Origin of the sequence: Bradyrhizobium japonicum USDA 6, from assembly GCF_000284375.1 — a bacterium.
Classification (GTDB): Bacteria; Pseudomonadota; Alphaproteobacteria; order Rhizobiales; family Xanthobacteraceae; genus Bradyrhizobium; species Bradyrhizobium japonicum.
Genome location: NC_017249.1, coordinates 3,551,707 through 3,573,624 on the forward strand (window position 1 = coordinate 3,551,707; position 21,918 = coordinate 3,573,624).

Sequence of the window (21,918 nt, forward strand, 5' to 3'; positions counted from 1 at the left end):
CGCATGAACCGCCGACTGGACAATGACCGCACCATCCGCGCCCCCCGCGGCAGCGACATCAGCGCCAAGAGCTGGCTGACGGAAGCGCCCCTGCGCATGCTGATGAACAATCTCGATCCTGATGTCGCGGAGCGTCCGAGCGAGCTCGTCGTCTATGGCGGCATTGGCCGCGCCGCGCGCGACTGGGAGAGCTTTGACCGCATCACGGCGGCCTTGCGCACGCTCGAAGCCGACGAGACGCTGCTGGTCCAATCCGGCAAGCCGGTCGGTGTCTTCCGCACCCATGCCGATGCCCCGCGTGTCCTGATCGCGAACTCCAACATCGTGCCGCATTGGGCGACGCTCGACCATTTCAACGAGCTCGATCGCAAAGGCCTGATGATGTACGGCCAGATGACGGCGGGCTCCTGGATCTATATCGGCAGCCAGGGCATCGTGCAGGGCACTTACGAGACCTTCGTCGAGGTCGGACGCCGCCATTACGGCGGCAGCCTTGCGGGCAAATGGATTCTCACCGCCGGTCTCGGCGGCATGGGCGGCGCGCAACCGCTGGCCGCGACCATGGCGGGCGCCTCGATGCTCGCGGTCGAGTGCCAGCCGAGCCGCATCGAGATGCGACTGCGCACTGGTTATCTCGATCGGCAGGCCGCGACGCTCGACGAGGCGCTGGCGATCATGGAAGATGCTGCGAAGACGAAGAAGGCGGTTTCGGTCGGCCTGCTCGGCAACGCTGCGGAGATTTTCCCCGAGCTGGTGCGTCGCGGCGTCAAACCCGACATCGTCACCGACCAGACCAGCGCGCATGATCCGATCAACGGCTACTTGCCGAAGGGCTGGACGCTCGCCGATTGGGAAGCCAAGCGCGCCTCCGATCCGAAGGCGGTGGAGCGTGCGTCGAAGACGTCGATGGTCGAGCACGTCCAGGCCATGCTGGATTTCCATGCGCAGGGCATTCCGACGCTCGACTACGGTAACAATATCCGCCAGATGGCGCAGGACATGGGCCTGAGGAACGCCTTCGATTTCCCGGGCTTCGTGCCTGCCTATATCCGTCCCTTGTTCTGCCGCGGCGTCGGGCCGTTCCGCTGGGCTGCGCTGTCGGGCGATCCCGAGGACATCTTCAAGACCGACGCCAAGGTCAAGGAGCTGATGCCTGACGACAAGCATCTGCACAATTGGCTCGACATGGCCAAGGAACGCATCAAGTTCCAGGGCCTGCCGGCGCGGATTTGCTGGGTTGGTCTCGGCGATCGCCATCGTCTGGGCCTTGCCTTCAACGAGATGGTGGCGCGTGGCGAACTGAAAGCGCCGATCGTGATCGGCCGCGATCATCTCGACAGCGGCTCGGTGGCGAGCCCCAACCGCGAGACCGAGGCGATGAAGGACGGATCGGACGCGGTGTCCGACTGGCCCTTGCTCAACGCGCTGCTCAATTGCGCCAGCGGCGCGACCTGGGTGTCGCTGCATCACGGCGGCGGCGTCGGCATCGGCTACTCGCAGCATGCCGGCATGGTGATCGTCGCCGACGGCACGCCGGAAGCGGCAAAGCGCATTGAGCGTGTGCTCTGGAACGATCCTGCCAGCGGCGTCATGCGCCATGCAGACGCGGGCTATGAGACTGCAATCGATTGTGCCCGTGACAAGGGCCTCGATCTGCCAAGCCTTGCGACGTAGCTAGCCGCTCACCAGCAGCTTCGGCATTGTCATCTTCGCGCCGTCCATGAAGGTCTGGACGGCGTCGCGGACGATCGCGTCGAGATCGGGCGGGATCGGCGTCTCGTAGATGAACTTGCGGATGGCGAGATAGAAGATGCGGCCGTGCAGGCCCCAGAACAGCTCGGTCTCGCGTTCGCTGAGCGGATGGGATTTCGCGTCGGGCAGCTTCAGATCGTGGCGCAACTCGGCCGCCGCGGGCTCGATGATTTCGCGGCGGACAATGTCGAGATAACGGCCGGTGATGCCGAACGACTTCATGCCGGAGAAGACGAAGATCCGCACCCAATTGTACTCGAACACGCGTTCGACATAGTCGAGATAGAAGCGCGTCAGCCGCGCCTCGAGCGGCAAGGTTCGGTCGCGGATCATCGGCCCCCAATCCGGCGACCAGCGGCTGAGATAGACCTCCTGGTAGACCCGTTCGATCAGCGCCTCCTTGCTCGGGAAGTGGCGATAGATCGCCGAATGCGTGATGCCCATGCGTTTGGCGAGCTCGCGGGTCTGGCCCTCGAAGCCATGCTCGGCGAAGAAGCGGATCGCCTCGTCCACGATCGCACGCTCGCGGTCGGCCGCACGCATGTTGCGGCGCTTTGGCGCGGACTTGCTGCCTGTGTCCGTCCGCTTCCGGACCGGTCGCTTCGCTGGTTTCTGCGCTTTTCGGGCCATTTCGTCGATGAATCGCAATCTCAGGCTGCCTTCTTAGCCCATAGGTGCATTTGTGACCAAATGGTCATTTTCTGTTGACCGCCTCTCGGCGGCGTGTCAGGATTTTGAGACCAGATGGTTACAAATCTGGCATCCCGGCTGATGAGCCGACGGATCTCGAGGAAACGGCGGTGAAGGCGAGGGCTTTCAGCTATTTTCGTGCTGCGACGATCGACCAGGCGCTGGATGCTCATGCCCGCGCCGGCGATGACGCGCGCTTCATTGCCGGGGGCCAGAGTCTCGTGCCGGCGTTGTCGCTGCGGCTCCAGGCGCCGCGGTTGCTGATCGACATCACCCATATTGACGAGCTGCGCGGCGTCCGGCGCGAAGGCGGTTACTTGCGCATCGGCGCGCTGACGCGCCATTGCGAGATGCTGAGTGAGCCGCTGATCGCCGAGTTCGCGCCGTTGCTGCGTGCTGCAGCGCCGTTCGTCGCCCATCCCGCAATCCGCAACCGCGGCACCTTCGGCGGAAGCATTGCGCTGGCCGATCCCGCCTCCGAGTTCCCGGCGATGACCTTGGCGCTCGATGCCGAGATCGAGATCGCCGGCCCTTCCGGCAGCCGGCGTGTGAAAGCCGACGACTTCTTCGTCGAGCTGTTCGAGACCGCATTGCAGCCCGGTGAGCTGATCACCGCGATCTACGTTCCGCTGTTCAAGGCCGATCAGCGCTTTGCGTTCGACGAGCTGGCGCGCCGACGTGGGGACTATGCTCTGGTCGGATGCGGCATGCTTGCGACCTGCACCGGCGATCACATCAACGACATCCGCATTTCCTTCTTCTCGGTCGGCAATACACCGACTCGGGTGAAAGGTGCTGAGGCAACCCTGATCGGCTCGAACCTGGATCCTGAACGTATCGCCGCCGCGCAAGCGGCGCTCGAAAGCGATCTCGCGCCGCCCGACAGCGACGAGGTGCCGCCGGCGATGCGGCTGCATCTCGCCCGCGTGCTGCTCGGCCGCCTGCTCGGACGTCTCGGTGAGGGCGCATGAGCGGTTTTGACGAAACCCTTCTGGACGACGCGGACGAGACGGTGCGGGTCCGTTTCGTCGTCAATGGCCGCAAGGTCGCCTGCGAGGTGGCGCCACGCGAGACGCTGGTCGATTGCCTGCGCAACGCGCTCGAACTGACCGGCACGCATGCCGGCTGCGAGATGGGGGCCTGCGGCGCCTGCCTGGTGCAGCTCGACGGCCGCGCCGTGCATTCCTGCTTGATGTTCGCGGTGCAGGCTGATGGTGCGAAGATCGAGACCATCGAGGGACTCACCGAGAGCGGCGCTATCGCCGATCTCCAGGCCGAATTCCATCGCCGCAACGCGCTGCAATGCGGCTTCTGCACGCCGGGCATGCTGGTGAATGCCCACGAACTGCTCTCGCAGGTGGCGCGGCCCAGCCGCGACGAAATCCGCGACGCGCTGTCGGGCAACTATTGCCGCTGCACCGGCTATGAGGCGATCGTCGACGCCATCGACGCGGTGGCCAAAGCACGCCGCGAAGGCGGGGGCGCGACATGACCGCACCGCTGACCTCGCTCGACCGACCGAATTCCTATATCGGCCGCTCCGTGCCGCGCCCGAACGCCAAGCGGCTGCTCACCGGCCGCGGACGTTATGTCAGCGACCTTCGCCTGCCGCGCATGCTCCATGCCGCCTTCCTGCGCAGTCCGCATGCGCACGCGAAGATCGTCGCCATCAATACCGAGCAAGCGCGCGCACTCGAAGGGGTGCATCTCGTTACTACCGGCGAGGATCTCGCAAGGATCTGCATGCCCTGGACCGGCACGCTCGACCACTTCAAGGGCATGACGTCGGCTCCGCAATTGCCGTTGCCGCTCGACCGCGTGGTCTGGGCCGGGCAGGCCGTGGTGGCCGTCGTCGCCGAGAGCCGGGCGATTGCGGAAGATGCGCTGGAGCTGATCGAGATCGACTATGAGGACCTCCCTGTCGTCGTCGATATCGACAGTGCACGAGAGGTTGGTGGCCCGCTGATCAATCCGGGCACCGCAAATAACACCTGCTTCCGCAGCCAGCTCGACAACGGCACGGTCGATGACGCCTTTGCGCATGCCGCGCACGTGGTGGAAGAAGAGTTCTCCTTCGGCCGCCACACCGCGGTGACGCTGGAGCCGCGCGCCATCGTTGCGGACTACGATCCCGCCGCCGGCGCACTCACCGTGCATCACGCGACGCAGACGCCCTACCAGTTCCAGGATCTCTATTCGCGCCACTACGGCATCCCCGAGGCCCGCGTTCGCGTGATCGCGACCGACATCGGCGGCTCCTTCGGGATGAAGCTGCATGTCTATCACGAGGACATGGCGGTGGTCGGCCTCTCGATCCTGCTCGGCCGTCCCGTCAAATACGTCGCCGACCGGATCGAGTCCTTCGTCTCCGACATCCACGCCCGCGATCATCGCGTCCGCGCCCGCATGGCGCTCGATGCGATGGGCGAGATCCTGGCGATGGACGTGCTGGACCTGACCGCGATCGGCGCGTTCTCGACCTATCCGCGCACCAGCGTGGTCGAAGGCAACCAGGTAATCCGCCTGATCGGCGCGCCCTATCGTTTCAAGAACTATCGGGCCACACTGGAGGTGATCTTCCAGAACAAGGTGCAGACCAGCCAGTATCGCGCCGTTGGCCATCCCATCGCTTGCGCCGTCACCGAGCGGCTGGTCGACATGGCCGCGGCGAAGATCGGCCTCGATCCCTTCGACATTCGCGCGCGGAACGTGATCGCTGACGATGCCTATCCGCAGACCTCGCCGACCGGCTATCGCTTCGAGGCGCTGTCGCATCAGGCCTGCCTGAAGCGCTTGTACGAGATGATGGGTTATGAGGCGTTGCGCGCCGAGCAGGCCGACTTGCGCAAGCGCGGCGTCTATCGCGGCATCGGCATTGCGGCCTTCGTCGAGATCACCAATCCCAGCCCAGCTTTTTATGGTGTCGGCGGTGCGCGCATCTCGTCGCAGGACGGCGCTATCCTCAGCCTGACGCCGTCGGGCGAGGTCCGTTGCCTGATCTCGGTCACCGAGCAGGGGCAGGGCACCGAGGCGATCATCAGCCAGATCGTGGCCGATCAGCTCGGCCTCGCGCAGGAGCATGTCAAGGTCATTATGGGAGATACCGAGGTGACGCCGCATGGCGGCGCGACCTGGGCCTGCCGTGGCGCCGGCATCGGCGGCGAGACCGCGCTGCAGGCCACGCGCGTGCTCAAGCGCAATATTCTGGAGATTGCCGCGCTCATTCTTCAGGAGCAGCCCTCGGCACTCGACATCATCGATGGCGAGGTCGTCGACGCCGTGACCCGGAACCAACGGTTGCCGATCTCCGAGATCGCCCGGATCGCCTACTTCCGCTCCGACACTTTGCCGCCCGGCACACAGGCGCAGCTCACCGTTAGTCATCACTTCGCCCCGCAGGGCTATCCGTTCGCCTTCACCAACGGCATCCAGGGCTGTTCGCTGGAGGTCGATGTCGAGACCGGCTTCATCAAGGTGCTGAAGCACTTCATCGTCGAGGATTGCGGGCGCGTCATCAATCCGATGCTGGTGGACGAGCAGCTTCGCGGCGGCATCGTCCAGGGGCTCGGCGCGGCGCTGTTCGAGGAATGCCGCTACAGCGAGACAGGTCAGCTCATAAACGGCTCGCTCGCCGACTACCTCGTTCCGATGCCGATGGAGATGCCCGACATCGTCATCGGCCACGTCGAGACGCCGACCGCCGACACCGTGCTCGGAGCCAAGGGGGTTGGCGAGGCCGGCACGGCGGCGGCATCCGCCTGCGTTCTCAACGCCGTCAACGACGCGCTCACGCCGTTCGGCGCGACGATCAATTCGATCCCGATCACGCCCATAAAAATCCTGAAAGCCCTGAAACGTTTCTAGAAAAAAGACAGTTGGAGGAAATCATGCCCAAATCCGGTTCGACCTCGACAATATCCCGCCGCACTGCGCTCGCCGGCCTCTCCGCCGGCACTGCGCTGCTCGCCATGCCGCGTCTCGGCCGCGCCGCGGACGAGACCATTCGCATCGGCTTCCCGACGCCGCTGACCGGACCGTTCGCCGCTGAGGCGCGCGATCAGGTCAAATGCGCCGAGCTCGCCGTCAAGCTCGTCAACGACAAGGGCGGCATCGGCGGCCGCAAGGTCGAGCTCCTGGTGCGTGACGACAAGCTCAATGCCGGTGAGGCCGCGACCCGGACGCTGGAGCTGATCGAGAAGGACAAGGTCCACGCCGTGGTCGGTGCGCTCTCCAGCGCCGTGCAACTCGCCGTCAACGAGGTCACCCGCGCCCGCGGTGTGATCTACGTGTCGATCAGCCAGTCCGACACGATCAACGAGGCCAAGGATTTCAGCAAATACACCTTCCATGAGGCGCTGAACCCGCACATGACGACCGCTGCCGTGGCGCGGCAGACCCTGAAGAAGGGCATGAAGGTCGCCCATCTCGTGGCCGACTATGCGTATGGCCATGAGATGCTGCGCGGCTTCAAGCGCGCGCAGGCAGCGATCGGCGCGGACAATGTCGGCGAGATCCTGCATCCGTTCGGAGCGGCCGACTATTCCACCTTCATGCCGCGCCTGATGTCGATGCGGCCGGATGTGCTCTGCATCTCCAATTTCGGCCGCGACCAGGCCAACGCGATCAAGCAGGCGGTGGATTTCGGCGTCAAGCAGCAGATGAAGATCGTGGTGCCCGTCATCCTGCACAACCAGCGCCTCGCGGTCGGCCCCGACGTGTTCGAGGGCGTGGTCGGCGGCGCCAACTATTATTGGGGGCTGGAACCGCAGAGCAAATCGGCGGCCAGCTTCAACGCGGCGTTCAAGGCTGCCAATGGCGGTGCGATCCCGACCGACTACGGCGCCTACGGCTATTCCGGCGTCGGTTCGCTGCTGGCGGCCATGCAGGCCGCCGGAGGCACCGACACCGACAAGGTCATCGATGCCCTCGAGAAGCTGCAATATGACCTGACCAAGGGCCCGCAGCACTACCGCAAATGCGACCACCAGTCGGTGCAGTCGGTGCTGGTGCTGGAGTCCAAGAAGAAGTCCGCGATGGCGAACGACAACGATTTGTTCGCCATTCTCGCCAACGATACCGGCTCCGACGATATGCTGCGCAGCTGCAGCGAGCTCGGCCACGCGACCTAAGCCATAGCAGATGGACCTGTCGCTGATCATCATGCAGCTTCTTTCCGGGATCGCCCTTGGGGCGGTCCTGGTGATCACTGCGCTTGGACTGACGATCGTGTTCGGCATGCTCGGGGTGGTCAATTTCGCCCATGGCGCGCTGTTCATGATCGGGGCCTATGCGGGGCTGTATCTGGCATCGCTCACCGGCAGTTTCTGGTGGGGATTGCTGCTAGCTCCCATCTTGATCGGCGCCTTCGGCATGCTGATCGAGCTCGTCCTGATCCGCAGGCTCTATGGACGCTCGATCGACGATCCGCTGCTGCTCACCTTCGGCCTCAGCTACATCCTGGTCGAGGGCGTGCGCATCGTGTTCGGTAGCGACGGCATTCCGTTTCCGACCCCGCCGCAGCTCGTCGGCGTGCTCGATCTCGGCATCGGCTTCTTCCCGCGCTATCGCCTGTTCGTCATCGCGCTGGTGGCGGTGGTGCTGCTGGCGCTCTGGCTGACGCTGGAGAAGACCCGCATCGGCCTCATTGTGCGCGCGGGCGCCCGCGATCCCACCATCATGCAGGTGCTCGGCGTCGATATCGGCCGGGTCTGGCTCGCGATTTTTGGCCTTGGCGTCGGACTTGCCGCGCTGGGCGGTGTGCTCGCGGGTCCGATGCGTAGCGTCAATCCGGAGATGGGCTCGCTGGTACTGGCGGAGGCCTTCGTGGTGACCGTGATCGGCGGGCTCGGCTCGATCGTCGGCGCGGTCGTCGCCGGCCTCATGGTCGGCATCTGCATCAGCCTGGTGGCGCTGTTTGCGCCTGAAATGGCGACCATCGTCATGTTCGCGCTGATGGCTATTGTGCTGCTGATCCGCCCGCAAGGCCTGTTCGGCGTGAGAGGGAGGACCGCGTGACGTCACCATCGAGCGGCGAAGCGGTCGCCAAGCCCACGTCCAGCGGGCTCGGCTGGATTCTCGAGCAGCGCGTGCTGCTGTCGATCGCGGTGCTGGCCGTGCTGCCATGGCTGCTGCCGTCCCAGGCGCTGGCCGTCAACGTCCTGATCTACGGCGTCGTGGTGATGGGGTACAATCTGCTGTTCGGCTACACCGGGCTGCTATCGTTCGGGCAGGCGGCGTTCTTCGGCGCGGGCGCCTACTTCACCGGCATCGCGATCGGCCGCTACGGTGTGCCCTGGTTCGCTGCGGTGCCGATCGCCGTCCTCCTGAGCACCGGCCTTGCCGCAGCAATCGGCATCGTCTCTACGCGCACCCGCGGCATCTATTTTTCCATGGTGACGCTGGCGCTGGCCCAGCTCGTCTACTACGTCGCGCTGCAGGCCTCGTCCTTCACGGGCGGCGAGAACGGCCTGCGCGGCTTCACCGTCGACCGCATCAGCCTGTTCGGCTTCTCCGTCAATTTCCTCGACCCCGTTAACAAATATTACGTGCTGACGGCCTTCGCGGCGCTCGCGATGTGGTTCCAGTCGCGGATCCTGAACTCGCCGTTCGGCGCCGTCATCGAGGCCATCCGCGAAAACGAGCAGCGGGCGCGGGCGTGCGGCTATGACGTCGAGCGCAGCAAGCTGATCGTGTTCATGCTGTCGGGCGCGATCTCCTCGCTTGGCGGCTGCATGCTGGCGCTGCACCTGTCGATCGTGCCGCTCGACCTTTTGCACTACCAGACATCGGGCATGATCGTGATGATGGTGCTGCTCGGCGGCGCGCGCAGCTTCTTCGGGCCCTTCGTCGGGGCTGCGAGCTTCCTGATCCTGGAGGATGTCATCTCGCTTTGGACGCCGCATTGGCAGATTTTCGTCGGCGCGATCTTCGTGCTGTTCGTGCTGTTCCTGCCCAAGGGGATCTGGGGAACGCTGCTCGACACGCTCGGCATCGGAAAGGCGCGGCCATGAGCGGCGAACTGCTTCGCGTCGAGGGGGTCGGCAAGCGTTTCGGCGGCTTCGTTGCGCTCGAAGACATTACCGTATCCTTTGCGGCGGGACAGCTCACCTCGATCATCGGGCCGAACGGCGCCGGCAAGAGCACCTTCTTCAACATCCTCTCCGGCGCGCTACCCCCGACGTCGGGCACGCTGCACTTCAGGGGACGCGAGCTGAACGGTCTGCCGCAACACCGCTTCGTGCACCAGGGCATCTCGCGCTCCTACCAGATCACGAACATCTTTCCGGACTTGTCCGTGCACGAGAATGTGCGCGTGGCGGCGCAGGCGCTGACCGTGAGCTACGACATCTGGCGCAACCGCGCCCGGCTGACGGAGCTGAACGTGCGCGCCGACGCGGCGCTTGAGGCGGTCGGACTGCTCGGCAAGCGCGCTGAATTGGCAAAATTCCTCTCGCACGGCCAGCAGCGCGCGCTGGAGATCGCGATCGCGCTGGTCTCCGAGCCCGAACTGCTCCTGCTCGACGAGCCCACCGCCGGCATGGGGCCGGAAGAGACCAAGGACATGGTGGCGCTGCTCGAACGGCTCGCGGAGAAGCGCACGGTGCTGCTGGTCGAGCACAAGATGAAGATGGTGCTCGGCCTGTCCAAGCGTGTCGTGGTGCTGCATCACGGCCGTCTGCTGGCGGACGGCCCGCCCGACGAGATCAGGAGCAACCCGGAAGTCCGGCGGGTTTACCTCGGACAGAGTGAAGGCTATGGCTGAGACCGCGCTGCTCGAAATCGATGATCTCCACGCCTGGTATGGCGCAAGCCATATCCTGCACGGCATCTCCCTGCACGTGAAGGAGGGCGAGGTGGTCGCTCTCGTGGGTCGCAACGGCGCCGGCAAGACCACCACGCTGCGGGCGATGATGGGTCTGATGCCGAAGGCGACCGGCCGCGTGCGCTTTGCGGGCAAGGAACTGCTGCCGCTCCGCGCTCATCAGCGCTTCCATCTCGGTTTGGCCTATGTGCCGGAGGACCGCCGCATCGTTCCCGGGCTCTCCGTGCGCGAGAACTTGCGGCTCGGCCTGGTCGCGGCCGGAAGCGAGATCGAGGAGCGCGCCGCGATCGACGAGATCGCCGAAACCTTTCCGCGCCTGAAGGAACGCCTCGATCAGGAGGGCGTCACGCTTTCGGGCGGCGAGCAACAGATGCTCGCGATCGCCCGCGCGCTGATCGCAAAGCCCAAGATGATCCTGCTCGACGAGCCCTCGGAAGGCATCATGCCCGTCCTGGTCGAGGAGATGGGCGTGCTGTTCCGCCGCCTGCGCGACGAGGGCAAGACACTGCTGCTGGTCGAGCAGAACGTCGAATGGGCCCTGCGGCTGGCCGACCGCGCGGTGATCATCGACCAGGGCGAGGTCGTGCATCAAAGCAGCGCCGCGGCACTGCTGGCGGACAAGGACATCCAGGAGCGCTACTGCGCGGTGTGACGGCTGCGGGGGCGTTTCGACGCATGTGAAGCGGACGATTGACAGGCAGCAGTTTAATTTATCAGCGCTACGCGTGCGGAGAGATATGGCCTTCAGGCCACGACCTTGGCGCCGGCGTCGCCGAGACGCTGGCGTTCCTTTGCGAGATAGTCGCCGATCGCGTCGCCCGACATCGGCTTTGCAAAGTAGTAGCCCTGGATGAAGTCGCATCCCAGGCGCCGCAGGCTGTCGAGCTGGGCGCGGGTTTCGACGCCCTCGGCGACGCAGGCGATCTCCATGTCGTCGCACAGGCCGGCGAGAGACTTGATGATCTTGTGACTCACCGGATTTTCGTTGATGTCGGCGACGAAGCTGCGGTCGATCTTGATCTTGTCGAGCGGCAGCCGATGCACGTGGCTCAGCGAGGAATAACCAGTGCCGAAATCGTCCAGTGAAATGCCGCAGCCCATGGCCTTCAGCGTCGCGATCGATTGCTGCGCGCGCACGAAGTCGAAGGTGACGGCGGTCTCGGTGATCTCGAAGTCGATCCGGTGCGGCGGCAACCCGCTTCTCTCGATGATCGAGATCAGCGGCAAAATGCCCTCGGCTGCGCAGACATCGTGAGCGGAGAGGTTGAACGACAGGCGGATGTGGTCGGGCCAGGTCCTTGCCGTCGCGAGCGCGCGGGCCAGCAGCGCCTGCGTCAGCGGCCGGATCAGGCCGATGCGCTCTGCGGCGGGAATGAAGTCGGCCGGTGAGACCAGGCCGAGGCGGGAGCTGTGCCAGCGCGCCAGGACTTCGAAGCCGGCGGTGTGCTCGCTCATGGCGTCCACGATCGGCTGGAACACCAGATCCATCTCAGTGCTGAAATCGGCGGTGCGGAGCAAGTTCTCGATGACGCCGCGGCTGCGGATCTCGGCCTCGAGCTCGCTCGAGAAGATCACGGTGCGGCCGCGCAGATGGCGCTTGGCGTGATAGAGCGAGTAGTCGGCGCATTCATAGAGCGCTTCGGCGCTCGTCGCCGAGCTCGGGAACAGCGCGAAGCCGATCGAGCAGGACAGGCCGGTATGGGCGGTATCGAGCTGGTAGGGCAGCCTGACCTGTTCGCCGATGCGCTGGCCGAGCCGCATCAGGTCGTCATCTTCAGGATCGCCGCACACCACGAGGCCGAACTCGTCGCCGCCGAGCCGGGCAAATTCCACCCGCTGCGGGCCGAAGCCCTCGCAGACTTCGCGGATGCGGCGCCCGGCTTCGATCAGGACGCGATCGCCGACCGAGTGGCCGTAATTGTCGTTGATCGGCTTGAAGCCGTCGAGGTCGAGGATCCCCACCGCGACGCGAACGCGCCTGCGCTCGGCGTCGGTGAAGGCGCTCGACAGCTCGGCGAAGAAGCGGCGGCGGTTCGGCAGCTCGGTGAGGGAATCGAGATTGGCGAGGCGGAAGTTCTCGTCCGAGAGCGCTTGTGTCGCGGCCTGCTGCGCCAGGAGCGATTTGCGGCTGGAGACGAGATCGGCGAAGTCGCGGTAGTAGATGAAAAGCACCGTCACCATCGCGCCGGAGACGAGAAGGTTGTTGACCGCGATCGCCTTCAGCGTCGGTTCGCCGGTGGCCCAGAAGAACAGCACATAGGGAACGTCGACGACGAGCGTCACGATCAACGCCGCGGAACGCAGATGCATCAGCGAAAAGATGCAGCCGATCACGGTCACCGCCATGTAGAAGGCGACCTGGCTCTTGGCGAAGGCATCGCCGTAGGGGTACAGCGCGAAGGACCATGCGGTGAAGCCGGCGCCGATCGGCAATGTCATCCAGTTGGTGGCGCGCAGATTGCGCAGGATATCGGCATCGCTCCGCACGAGGTGCCGCTGGCGCAGCCACCAGAAGCTGCGCAGCGCCGCGAGCACGGTGAGCACGCTCGGCACGATCATCGTCAGCCAGTCCGGCGCCACGTTGACATAGGTATAGGCGACGGCGATCGTGTTGCTCATCAGGATGAAATAGAGCAGCGGGATCTGCTTGGAGAAGGCGTCGAACTGCGCGCGCGTCAGGTCCGCGTTGTCGTCCGGCACGCGAAACAGCCGCATCGCGGCGGCGAGCTGAGACTTCAAATTGACGACAGGCATTGCAATACGCGCCCCGGATCCCTTCAAAACGGCGGCGATCTTGCACGACGGGGGTAAAGGTCGCGTTAGGTGGCGCTGCACGAACAGCCAGCGCAGGTTGCGCGCGGCCGCGGGATTTTCCAACCGCGTGTATGGGTGAGACCGTGTTAAGGATATCCGGCGGCGAGCCGCGTGTCTCAGGCACGCCTCGCCCGCGGCCACCCGCAGCTACAATCTGCTAACCATGGGAGATCTTGGCTTTCACGTAGGCGACGGCGTATGGCTGCGTGGTCAGCCGACGCGCGCGCTTCACCTCTCCCCGCGGGAGGAGAGGTGAAGAGAGGGCAAGCGGCCGTTATTTCTTCTCCAACGCCGCCGTCTGCTTGGCGAGTTGCTTGTCGAAATCCTCCGACAGGCTGGTTGCGTAGGTTGCGAGCTCGCCCGGCTTCACGAACGGGTTCGGTGCGCCGTCCTTCATCTCCGCACGCTTGGCCTGCATGCCATAGACTTCCGGATGCGGCCCGAGCAGCACGTCGATCTTCATCGCCTTGGCCTTGGCGAAGGTCGCGCGGTAATCATCAACGATGCCGGCATAGGTCGGCTGGCCGACCAGCCGGTTCAGCGCCACCGTGCCACTGCAGAAGAACAGCACCTCGCGGTCCTGGCCACCGTCCTTGACGGTCATCTCCCAGCTCGTGCAGCCCGGCGAGTGGCCGGGCGTTGCATGCGCCGTCAGCGTGGTATCGCCGAGCGTGACCTTGTCACCCTCCTTCACCGTGCGGTCGACCTTCACCGCGGGAAAGGCGAGGTCCTCGTTCTTCTCGTCGCCTGGATAGTAGCCGCCTTCGAGCAACGGCTTGTCGCGCTCACCGGCAACGAGCTGTGCGCCGGTCTCCTTCTTGATCTCGGCGAAGCCGCCGGTGTGGTCGAGATGCGCATGCGTGTTGAGGATGATCTTGATGTCGGCGACCTTGAGGCCGAGCTTCGCGATGTTGTCCTCGATCATGCCGGTCGACTGGGGCATCGCGGTGTCCATCAGGATCAGGCCCTGCGATGTCTTGATGACATAAACGGCAATGCCGTCTGTTCCGACATAATAGATGTTGCCGATGAGCTGGAACGGATCGAATGGCGCCGTCCATTTCTGCATGACCGCCGCGAGGAAATCCTTGATGGTCTGCGCCTGTGCGCCGGTTGCGAGGAATACCAGCGCACATAGCGTGGCCGCGAGCTTCTTCATAGGTTGCCTCCCGAAGTGTTCTTGTTCGTTTTGACCGTGCGCGCCTTTTGCGCGGCACGGCCGGCGCGCAAGCTACGTCGTGCGAGCTGCGGCAGCAACGGCCTCGTATCCGGAAAAATTCATTGCATGCGCGGAATAACGGTCGCCGTTCGGTTTGAGCATGGCGGCTATCGCCGGAATGCGGCCGCTTGCTGTTTGACCGCACGCAGGCGGCCCGCCATACTTTGCGTCAAGGCGAGCCAAAGACTTGTCGGCACCGGGAGCTGAAATGACCAATTCATTCGCCGTCCTCGCGGGGACGCTGATTTCCCTCGTCTCCTTCACTTCAATTGCACTGTCGCAGCCGGCCTGCGTCACCCAGAACATGGCCGTGCCGCCCGGGGCCAACACCACCGACAAGGCGGCACCGTTCTTCATCGACACGACGGGCCTCGATTTCAAGACGGCGCCGCCGACGCGCGATCCCTCGAACCCCAACTATCCGCGCGCGACAGAGCTGCCCGACGGCACGCTGCCGCCGCCCGGCGCCGAGGGCAATTTCATCATCGGGCCCACCCACAATCCCGCGCCGGAGACGATTGCGAAGGAAGGCGTACCACGCGGCACGACAAAATCCTTCACGCTGACGTCGAAGGAGAGCACGATCTACAATCCCGGCCTGATCCGCGACGACGTCGCCGGCTGCACCAATTCCTCGATCATGACGACCGTCACCGCGCCGGATGACAAGTCGCACATGATCGTCACCACCAGCCATCCTGGAATCTGGTCGCGCACGATCGACGTCTACGTGCCGGCGCAATATGTGCGCGGCACCGAGGCGCCGTTCATCGTGGTCGGCGACGGCGGCTCCAACGCCTACAAGGACCTCGCCACGACGCTCGATAATCTGATCGCGCAGCGCCGCGTGCCGCCGATGATCGCGATCCAGATCGGCAATGGCGGCCAGGATGCGCAGGGCAGCCAGCGCGGCCGCGAATATGATGCGGTGTCAGGCGCGTATGCGCAATTCGTCGAGCGCGAGGTGTTGCCGCTGGTCGAAAAGAACGCTGACGTCAAGCTGACCGGAAATCCGGACGGGCGCGCGACCATGGGGCTGAGCTCGAGCGGGGCTGCGGCCTTCACCATGGCGTGGTTCTATCCCGATCTCTATCACCGCGTGCTGGCCTTCTCGCCGACGATGGTCAACCAGCAATGGCCGCACGATCCGTCGCTGCGTGGCGGTGCCTGGGAATATCACAGCGCATGGACGGGGCCGGCCGGTCCCAACCTCATCTCCAAGGCCGGCGTGCTCACGCCGGCCGAGCCGCCCGGCGTGCCGCTGATCGTCGCCGCACCGGCGAAGCCGATCCGCTTCTGGTTCTTCGGCGGCGACCAGGACCTGTTCTATCCGAACCCCACCATTCCCGACGGCATGCACGACTGGACCCTGTCGAACGCGCTGATGGCGAAGGTGCTGGCGGAGAAGGGCTACCACTACCAGTTCCTGTTCGTGCGCAACGCCAAGCACGTCGACCGGCCGACGATCGCACAAACGCTGCCGTCGGCGCTGGAGTGGGTCTGGAAGGGCTACCCGATCCCCTGAACGCGAAGCCGCGCGAAATCTAGCGCCCGATCGTCACGCCGGCGGTCGAGCGCATGGCGTCCCGGAGGGTCGTCGCGTTCATGTCGTCGAGGACCTGACGCGTCAGCACGGTGGTCTGGCCCGGCGTGTTGAGGATCGTCTGGCCGCGCGAGGTCGAGAGCCGGTCGGCCTTGTAGGGCGCGGCCGGATCGGTGGCGGGCATATGGTGCGGGCGTTTGCTGGACGCCGCAAAGGCCCCTTGCGAGATGCAGAGGGCGGCGATCACGACCAGGCGCAATGATCTTGCGGGCATACGGCCTCCCATGTCCAGGGCGTCAGCTTGGCATATGGCGGGCATGGTCGCAGAGGACAAGGGTCAGGCGAGAGCGGCCTGGCGTTCCCGCAGCGGTTCGCGGGTCCGGTCGGGGTTACGCGGCTCGGCGAGCCGGGTAAAGCTGCGCTGACCTGCCGACGCGGGCGCCTCGACGACGACGCCCTCGCAGACGATCTGCCCGCCCAGCATCCTGAATTCGAGCTTGTCGTAACGTGGCATGGTCTCGCCGGGCGCGGGCGGCAGCAACTCGACGCGGCCCTGGATGTTCAGCGTGGCATCGCCGGCGCCGTGAAGCCGCGGATTCCACATCCTGATCCCGGTCTCCGTCCAGCGCTGACGGATCAACGCGGCACGGTCGACGGGTTCCACGACCTTTGCGCGCGTCTTCGGCGCGCTGGGGATCACCGGAGCGGGAGACTCGAGGGCCGGCTCCGGCGCAACATGCGTGACGGCGCTCACTGTGTCGGCAGAGGAATCCTCCGCGGCGATCGGTGCGACCGGGGCGGGATCGTTGGCCGGGACTGGCTCGATCTCCATTGCGACGACAGGAAGGGCAGCGCTGTCGATGCTGCTCTCAGAGACCTCCTCCGCCGAGACGTCGCCGTCCGCAAGCGCGATGCACGGGTCCTCCACGACAACCGGCTCAGCATCAGCGACGTCAGAGGAGGTATCGTCGTCGACGGCGAGAACGGGGGCATCAACCGGAGCGATCTCGACGTCGATAGACGAGACCAGCGCCTCCTCTGCGACGACAAGCTCCACCTCGGTCGAGTGTTCGGGAGATGGATCGCTGCAGATGACGGGCTCGGAAACGTTGGCCTGCCGGCCCTCGGCCTCGACAGGTGATAGCTGGACCTCTTCAACGATGACGGGTTCAGCGTTCACCGGGAGTTCCGCAGACGGCTCGCTGCCGACGAGCTCAGCAGCATCGACCGGCTCGCTCTCGATCTCGGCAACGGGGACCGGTGTCTCTTCTACGACGACGGGTGCGACGCTGGTTTCAGGCTCCGCGGGCGGATCGCTGCTGACGAGCTCATGTGCATCGACGGACGCGCTCTCCACCTCGACTGATGAGACCGAAACCTCTTCGACGACGACCGCCTCGACCTCTGTCGGCGCTTCCAGGGATGAATCACCGGCGACGCTGATATCAGTTGGCGCTGCGGACGGGCTCTCCGGGATGACAGAGATAGCGACGGCCTCTTCGGCGACCGGAGCCGCAACGGCGATCTCGCTGTCACTGCGCTGCGGGCTCGTGCTGATGCGGTCGGGCGCCGGAACAGCTTCTGCGATGTCGGCAACGGTTGCGGGCGAATCGCTTGCCGCGATCGGCGCGACATCGATGCTGCCGCCGTGAGGCAAGGGCCTGAGCCGGGTGAACGCCCATTTCACCGCGGGAATGCGGCGCAGCAACGATATCAGTCTCGAAAGCACAGGGAGTTGTCCAAGAGGTACTCGGCGTGAGGCAATCGCTGATTCGCCAGCAATGCAAAAAACTGCCCCGGCCGTCACATCGATGTCAATGTAGGTGGGACCAATTGCAGAACATCCGTGCGTCCACCGCGCGGGAAAGGGCAACGCGACTGCCGTGTCGGATGCGACAACGCACCACCGCCGGGTTGCGGGCGGTCGCGCCTAGGATGGGCGGGACAGCAACGCAAAGCACGCGCATGTCCGATCCTCCCGACGACAGGATCGTTCCGATCCGCTCGTTGCAAGGCGCCCGGCTCGACGAGCGCTTTGACGCAACGCTTGCGGACCTCGAGGCGCGCCGCGATGAACTCGTGCAAATCATCTCGCGTCTCACCGACGGCTTGAGCGCGATCGATCAGGCCGCCGCTGGCGGATCGGCACAGTCGGCGCGGGATCTGCTCGCGCTCCTGACCACGGCCAAAGCCCAGCTGAGCGAGGTGACGGCCATCATCGAAAAGCTGCGGTCGTCCTGAAGCTCCGACGACAAGCTTTGGGTTGCCTGGCAAGAGCAGTGGATGAAGGAGCCGGACCCGCAGGGCTACCGCAATGTCATGCGGTACTGCCCCGGCCGCTGATCCTGCGCCGAACGTCGCACTTCCCTGCGTCGTCCTTCCCGCCTAAGTTCATATGTCTGGGGAGTGAGGACAACGCAATGAGAAAACTTGCCGCCATCGCAGCGGCTCTGGTCTGGTCGACATGCGCTTACGCGCAGGATCGCACCATCACCGTGGCCTCGACGACGTCGACGGAGCAGTCGGGCCTGTTTGGCTACCTGCTGCCATTGTTCTCGAAGGCGGAGGGCATCGAGGTGAAGGTCGTCGCCGTCGGCACCGGCCAGGCGCTCGACATCGGGCGGCGCGGCGATGCCGACGTGGTGTTCGTCCATGACCGGCCCGCCGAGGACAAGTTCATGTCCGAGGGGCAGGGCGTGAAGCGCTTCGATGTCATGTACAATGACTTCATCATTGTCGGTCCGAAGAGCGATCCCGCAAAGATCGCCGGCGACAAGGACGTCGCGGATGCGCTGCGCAAGATCGCGGCGGCGAGGGCAACCTTCATCTCGCGCGGCGATAAGTCCGGCACGCATGCGGCGGAGCTGAGATTGTGGAAGGAGGCGGGCGTCGATATCGGCGCCGGCAAGGACAGCTGGTATCGCGAGATCGGGCAGGGCATGGGTCCTGCGCTGAACATGGCCTCGTCGTCGAACGCCTATCTCCTGTCGGACCGCGGCACCTGGCTGTCGTTCAAGAACCGGGGCGAGCTTGCCGTCCTGACCGAGGGCGACAAGCGGCTGTTCAACCAGTACGGCGTCATGCTGGTGAATCCGGCGAGGCATGCGAACGTGAAGGCGAAGGACGGACAGGCCTTCATCGACTGGCTGGTTTCGCCGAAGGGGCAGGATGCGATCGCCGGCTACAAGGTCGGCGGCGAGCAGCTATTTTTCCCCAACGCGTCCCACTAGCAGGAAGGCGACGGTCGACACCGCCACGCTGAGCGCGAGCAGGATCAGCCCGAGCCCGAGTGCCAGCGGCAGCTCGCCCTTGCTGGTTTCCAGCGCGATCGCCGTCGTCATCGTGCGCGTGAAGCCGCGGATGTTGCCACCGACGATGATGATGGCGCCGACCTCGGCGATCGCGCGCCCGAAAGCCGCGAGAAAGGCGGTCAGCAGCGACGTTCGGCCGAGCGCGAACAGCAGGCCGATGCTGCGCAGTGTCGATAGTCCGTCGATCCGCGCGAGGTCGCCATACTCGGCCCAAAGCAGGCTCGCCGGGCGGTGCACCAACGCGACCACGATCGGGGTCGCGAGCAGGGTCTGCGCGATCACCATCGCGGTCGGCGTGAACAACAGTCCGGCTGCCCCAAGCGGGCCGGACCGCGACAGCAGAAGATAGAGCGCAAGCCCGACCACGACCGGCGGAAGGCCGAGCAGCGCATTGGTCAGCACGATGACGACCTGCCGCCCGCGAAATCGGGTGATCGCGAGCAGCGCCCCGATCGGCGCGCCGATCAGCAGCGCGACGATGCCGGCGGTCAGGCTGACACGCACCGACAGCGCGACGATGCCGAGCAGCTCGGCATCGGCCTCGCCGATCAGCGTGAGCGCGGCGGCGACGGATTGCGCGAAATCGTTCATCCGGCCGGACGCTGCGGCGTCGGGCAGAATGCCTCCGGTTCGTCGACGTCGAGGCCGCGCAATCGCTTCACGGACTGGTCCCTGCGAGTCTTGTTCGACGACAGAATACCGGGCAGGCACGATTTGAAAATGCGATTCATCCCAAAAATGAACGTCGGTGCGGCGTTATGCAGGCTTCCGGGACGTAATCTGGGCCGTGCTCCGCTCTTCGGCGGCTCCGCCCCAAAGCCAGCGCCCGAGCAGAACGGCAAGCCCGGCCCCGATGAATTGAGCGGCGATGAAAGCCGGGATGTCGTGCGGGGCGACACCCGCGAAGGTATCGGACAGCGAGCGGGCGATGGTGACCGCGGGGTTTGCGAATGACGTGGACGACGTGAACCAGTACGCCGAGGTGATATAGAGGCCGACGGCATAGGGAACGGCGGTGGGTGTCCGACGCCCGACGCCAAGGATCGTCGCCAGCAGGCCAAACGTGGCCACGGCCTCGGCAAGCCATTGTCCGGCACCCGCGCGTTCTGTGAGCGAGAGCTGCAGGACCGGAAGCTCGAACATCATGTGCGCGATCCCGACGCCTGCGATCGCGCCGGCGATCTGAGCGACGAGATAGGCGGCAGCGTCCGTCCATGCGGTTTCGCCGCGCAGGGTGAATGCCAGCGTCACGACCGGATTCAAATGCGCCCCCGATATCGGAGCGAACATCAGGATCAGCACCACGAGGATCGCACCCGTGGCGATGGTGTTGCACAGCAGCGCCAGCGCGACGTTTCCGCCGGAGAGCCTCTGGGCCATGATCCCCGAGCCGACGACGGCGGCAAGCAGGAACGCCGTCCCAAGCCACTCCGCGAAGGCGCGCTGCGCAAGCCCCGGCATCAGGCGCCGCGATCCAGCCGCACGCGCTCGCCGTCCTCCTTGACGAATTCGCCCTGCTGCGCCGGCAGCAGATCGAGCACGCGTTCGGAGGGCCGGCAAAGCCTGACGCCTCTCGGCGTCACCACGATCGGCCGGTTGATCAGGATCGGATGTGCCATCATCGCGTCGAGCAGTTGCTCGTCGGTCAGCGCCGGGTTGTCGAGCCCGAGCTCCGCATAGGGCGCGGCCTTTTCGCGAACCGCCTCGCGCACCGAAATCCCCATGCGCGCGATGAGCTGCTGCAACAGCGCCCGCGATGGCGGCGTCTTCAGATATTCGATGACGTGCGGCTCGATGCCGGCAGTCCGGATCATCGCCAGCGTGTTGCGCGACGTGCCGCACTCGGGATTGTGGTAGATGATCGCGTCCATGACGGAAGTCCTCGTGCTCAGCAGCAGGCCCGCGAGACGGTTGGCGTCACCTGCGGCGCGCAGCAGGCCGACTGGGTCTCCTGCTTCTCGTGAGCGACTCGCGCCCGATTCTCGCCGCTGCCGTCGCCGTAATCGGTGCTCTCGCCCGAGGTGTAAAAGGTCTCCCAGGCGATGCCGGCGGGATCATCGATCCAGGATTTTTCCGACTTGGCGTAGCAGCAGGTGGTCTGCCCCTGCTCGATGACGTTGCCGCCGGCCTGGCGCAGCCGCGCATAAACCTCTTGCAGCTCCTCGCCGGTCTCGACCTGGATGCCGAGATGGTCGAGGCCTGCCGCGCGGCCACGCGTCGAGATCGCGAAATTCATGCGGGGGTCTTCGAGCATCCACTTGGCATAGTCGGATTTCACGACCGATGGTTGGCTGGCGAACAAGGCCGAGTAGAACCCGATCGCGTGGGGAATATCCTCGACGGACACGTGAACGTGCAGGCGCTTCATGGTCTGTCCTCTCAGGCTGGCACTTTGCTGCGCTTTCGCGCGGGTTTCGCAGTATTGGCCGGAGCACATGATGTTCCGCCGCAGCAATTCTCGGTCAGGAAACCGACGAGCGCGTTCATGGTCTCGAACCGCGCCGCATAGATCATCGAGCGTCCCTCGCGCCGGACCGTCGCAAGTCCCGCCATCCTCAGCCGGTCGAAGTGAAAGGTCAGCGTGTTGGGGGCGATGTCCAGCGTCTCGGCGATCGCGCCGGCGGACATGCCGTCCGGGCCGGCCTGCACCAGCAGGCGGAAGACGTCGAGGCGGTTGTCCTGTGCAAGCGCGGCGAGCGCTGCGACGGCGTTTATCTTTTCCATATTTCAACGATTATGGAAATAATAAGCGGATGTCAATCAAGAT

General features: G+C 65.0%; 22 protein-coding genes. 12 read left to right on the plus strand and 10 right to left on the minus strand.

Annotated features, from left to right (window positions below):
- Window positions 1–3: 3 nt before the first annotated feature.
- On the plus strand, window positions 4–1,674 hold the full coding sequence (hutU, locus tag BJ6T_RS16545) for a urocanate hydratase (protein ID WP_014493582.1): 1,671 nt from the start codon (window positions 4–6) through the stop codon (window positions 1,672–1,674).
- On the opposite strand, the gene BJ6T_RS16550 is transcribed toward hutU, so the two are convergent.
- On the minus strand, window positions 1,675–2,295 hold the full coding sequence (locus BJ6T_RS16550; protein WP_028170512.1) for a TetR/AcrR family transcriptional regulator: 621 nt from the start codon (window positions 2,293–2,295) through the stop codon (window positions 1,675–1,677).
- 257 nt (window positions 2,296–2,552) lie between these two features.
- On the opposite strand from BJ6T_RS16550, the gene BJ6T_RS16555 reads away from it, so the two are divergent.
- The 8 genes from BJ6T_RS16555 to BJ6T_RS16590 are packed head-to-tail and all read left to right on the plus strand — an operon-like array spanning window position 2,553 to window position 10,916.
- Window positions 2,553–3,413 (plus strand): FAD binding domain-containing protein, encoded by an 861-nt coding sequence (locus BJ6T_RS16555; protein WP_014493584.1) that lies wholly within the window; start codon window positions 2,553–2,555, stop codon window positions 3,411–3,413.
- Entirely contained in the window at window positions 3,410–3,934 is a 525-nt protein-coding gene (locus BJ6T_RS16560; RefSeq protein ID WP_014493585.1) for a (2Fe-2S)-binding protein, read from the plus strand. Before BJ6T_RS16555 ends, BJ6T_RS16560 begins: the two co-directional genes overlap by 4 nt.
- Entirely contained in the window at window positions 3,931–6,306 is a 2,376-nt protein-coding gene (locus BJ6T_RS16565) for a xanthine dehydrogenase family protein molybdopterin-binding subunit (RefSeq protein ID WP_014493586.1), read from the plus strand. The genes BJ6T_RS16560 and BJ6T_RS16565 overlap by 4 nt, the downstream gene beginning before the upstream one ends.
- 23 nt (window positions 6,307–6,329) lie before the next feature.
- The gene (locus BJ6T_RS16570; protein ID WP_014493587.1) at window positions 6,330–7,571 is read left to right on the plus strand and encodes an ABC transporter substrate-binding protein; all 1,242 of its coding nucleotides are present in this window, start codon (window positions 6,330–6,332) and stop codon (window positions 7,569–7,571) included.
- Window positions 7,572–7,581: 10 nt separating this feature from the next.
- Entirely contained in the window at window positions 7,582–8,457 is an 876-nt protein-coding gene (locus tag BJ6T_RS16575; RefSeq protein WP_014493588.1) for a branched-chain amino acid ABC transporter permease, read from the plus strand.
- Window positions 8,454–9,452, plus strand: a complete 999-nt coding sequence (locus tag BJ6T_RS16580) for a branched-chain amino acid ABC transporter permease (RefSeq protein WP_014493589.1) — start codon at window positions 8,454–8,456, stop codon at window positions 9,450–9,452. Before BJ6T_RS16575 ends, BJ6T_RS16580 begins: the two co-directional genes overlap by 4 nt.
- On the plus strand, window positions 9,449–10,204 hold the full coding sequence (locus tag BJ6T_RS16585; protein ID WP_014493590.1) for an ABC transporter ATP-binding protein: 756 nt from the start codon (window positions 9,449–9,451) through the stop codon (window positions 10,202–10,204). The genes BJ6T_RS16580 and BJ6T_RS16585 overlap by 4 nt, the downstream gene beginning before the upstream one ends.
- Complete coding sequence (locus tag BJ6T_RS16590) at window positions 10,197–10,916, plus strand: ABC transporter ATP-binding protein (protein WP_014493591.1); 720 nt, start codon at window positions 10,197–10,199, stop codon at window positions 10,914–10,916. Before BJ6T_RS16585 ends, BJ6T_RS16590 begins: the two co-directional genes overlap by 8 nt.
- Before the next feature lie 92 nt (window positions 10,917–11,008).
- On the opposite strand, the gene BJ6T_RS16595 is transcribed toward BJ6T_RS16590, so the two are convergent.
- Both BJ6T_RS16595 and blaBJP read right to left on the minus strand, forming a co-directional pair.
- A complete protein-coding gene (locus BJ6T_RS16595) occupies window positions 11,009–13,018 on the minus strand; it encodes a putative bifunctional diguanylate cyclase/phosphodiesterase (protein WP_014493592.1) in 2,010 nt (669 codons plus the stop codon).
- Between the two features lie 334 nt (window positions 13,019–13,352).
- Entirely contained in the window at window positions 13,353–14,237 is an 885-nt protein-coding gene (blaBJP, locus tag BJ6T_RS16600) for a BJP family subclass B3 metallo-beta-lactamase (RefSeq protein ID WP_014493593.1), read from the minus strand.
- Between the two features lie 268 nt (window positions 14,238–14,505).
- Here blaBJP and BJ6T_RS16605 point away from each other — a divergent pair, with 268 nt between their 5' ends.
- Window positions 14,506–15,822 (plus strand): alpha/beta hydrolase, encoded by a 1,317-nt coding sequence (locus BJ6T_RS16605; protein WP_014493595.1) that lies wholly within the window; start codon window positions 14,506–14,508, stop codon window positions 15,820–15,822.
- A gap of 19 nt (window positions 15,823–15,841) precedes the next feature.
- On the opposite strand, the gene BJ6T_RS16610 is transcribed toward BJ6T_RS16605, so the two are convergent.
- Together BJ6T_RS16610 and BJ6T_RS16615 are read right to left on the minus strand one after the other, a co-directional pair.
- Entirely contained in the window at window positions 15,842–16,114 is a 273-nt protein-coding gene (locus tag BJ6T_RS16610) for a TonB-dependent receptor plug domain-containing protein (protein WP_014493596.1), read from the minus strand.
- A gap of 63 nt (window positions 16,115–16,177) precedes the next feature.
- Window positions 16,178–17,548: a hypothetical protein gene (locus BJ6T_RS16615; protein ID WP_014493597.1), complete on the minus strand. Its 1,371-nt coding sequence runs from the start codon at window positions 17,546–17,548 to the stop codon at window positions 16,178–16,180.
- 125 nt (window positions 17,549–17,673) lie between these two features.
- On the opposite strand from BJ6T_RS16615, the gene BJ6T_RS16620 reads away from it, so the two are divergent.
- Window positions 17,674–18,081 (plus strand): hypothetical protein, encoded by a 408-nt coding sequence (locus tag BJ6T_RS16620; RefSeq protein ID WP_141379301.1) that lies wholly within the window; start codon window positions 17,674–17,676, stop codon window positions 18,079–18,081.
- Between the two features lie 179 nt (window positions 18,082–18,260).
- A complete protein-coding gene (locus BJ6T_RS16625) occupies window positions 18,261–19,070 on the plus strand; it encodes an ABC transporter substrate-binding protein (RefSeq protein ID WP_014493599.1) in 810 nt (269 codons plus the stop codon).
- On the opposite strand, the gene BJ6T_RS16630 is transcribed toward BJ6T_RS16625, so the two are convergent.
- The 5 genes from BJ6T_RS16630 to BJ6T_RS16650 all read right to left on the minus strand — a co-directional run bounded on the left by BJ6T_RS16630 (window position 19,044) and on the right by BJ6T_RS16650 (window position 21,875).
- Entirely contained in the window at window positions 19,044–19,742 is a 699-nt protein-coding gene (locus BJ6T_RS16630) for an ABC transporter permease (protein WP_014493600.1), read from the minus strand. The two genes, BJ6T_RS16625 and BJ6T_RS16630, sit on opposite strands and share 27 nt — an antisense overlap.
- A 165-nt stretch (window positions 19,743–19,907) precedes the next feature.
- On the minus strand, window positions 19,908–20,612 hold the full coding sequence (locus tag BJ6T_RS16635; RefSeq protein ID WP_014493601.1) for an aquaporin: 705 nt from the start codon (window positions 20,610–20,612) through the stop codon (window positions 19,908–19,910).
- Entirely contained in the window at window positions 20,612–21,022 is a 411-nt protein-coding gene (gene arsC, locus BJ6T_RS16640) for an arsenate reductase (glutaredoxin) (protein WP_014493602.1), read from the minus strand. Before arsC ends, BJ6T_RS16635 begins: the two co-directional genes overlap by 1 nt.
- A 17-nt stretch (window positions 21,023–21,039) precedes the next feature.
- Window positions 21,040–21,519 (minus strand): ArsI/CadI family heavy metal resistance metalloenzyme, encoded by a 480-nt coding sequence (locus BJ6T_RS16645; protein ID WP_014493603.1) that lies wholly within the window; start codon window positions 21,517–21,519, stop codon window positions 21,040–21,042.
- Window positions 21,520–21,530: 11 nt separating this feature from the next.
- Window positions 21,531–21,875: an ArsR/SmtB family transcription factor gene (locus BJ6T_RS16650; RefSeq protein WP_014493604.1), complete on the minus strand. Its 345-nt coding sequence runs from the start codon at window positions 21,873–21,875 to the stop codon at window positions 21,531–21,533.
- Between the last annotated feature and the right edge of the window lie 43 nt (window positions 21,876–21,918).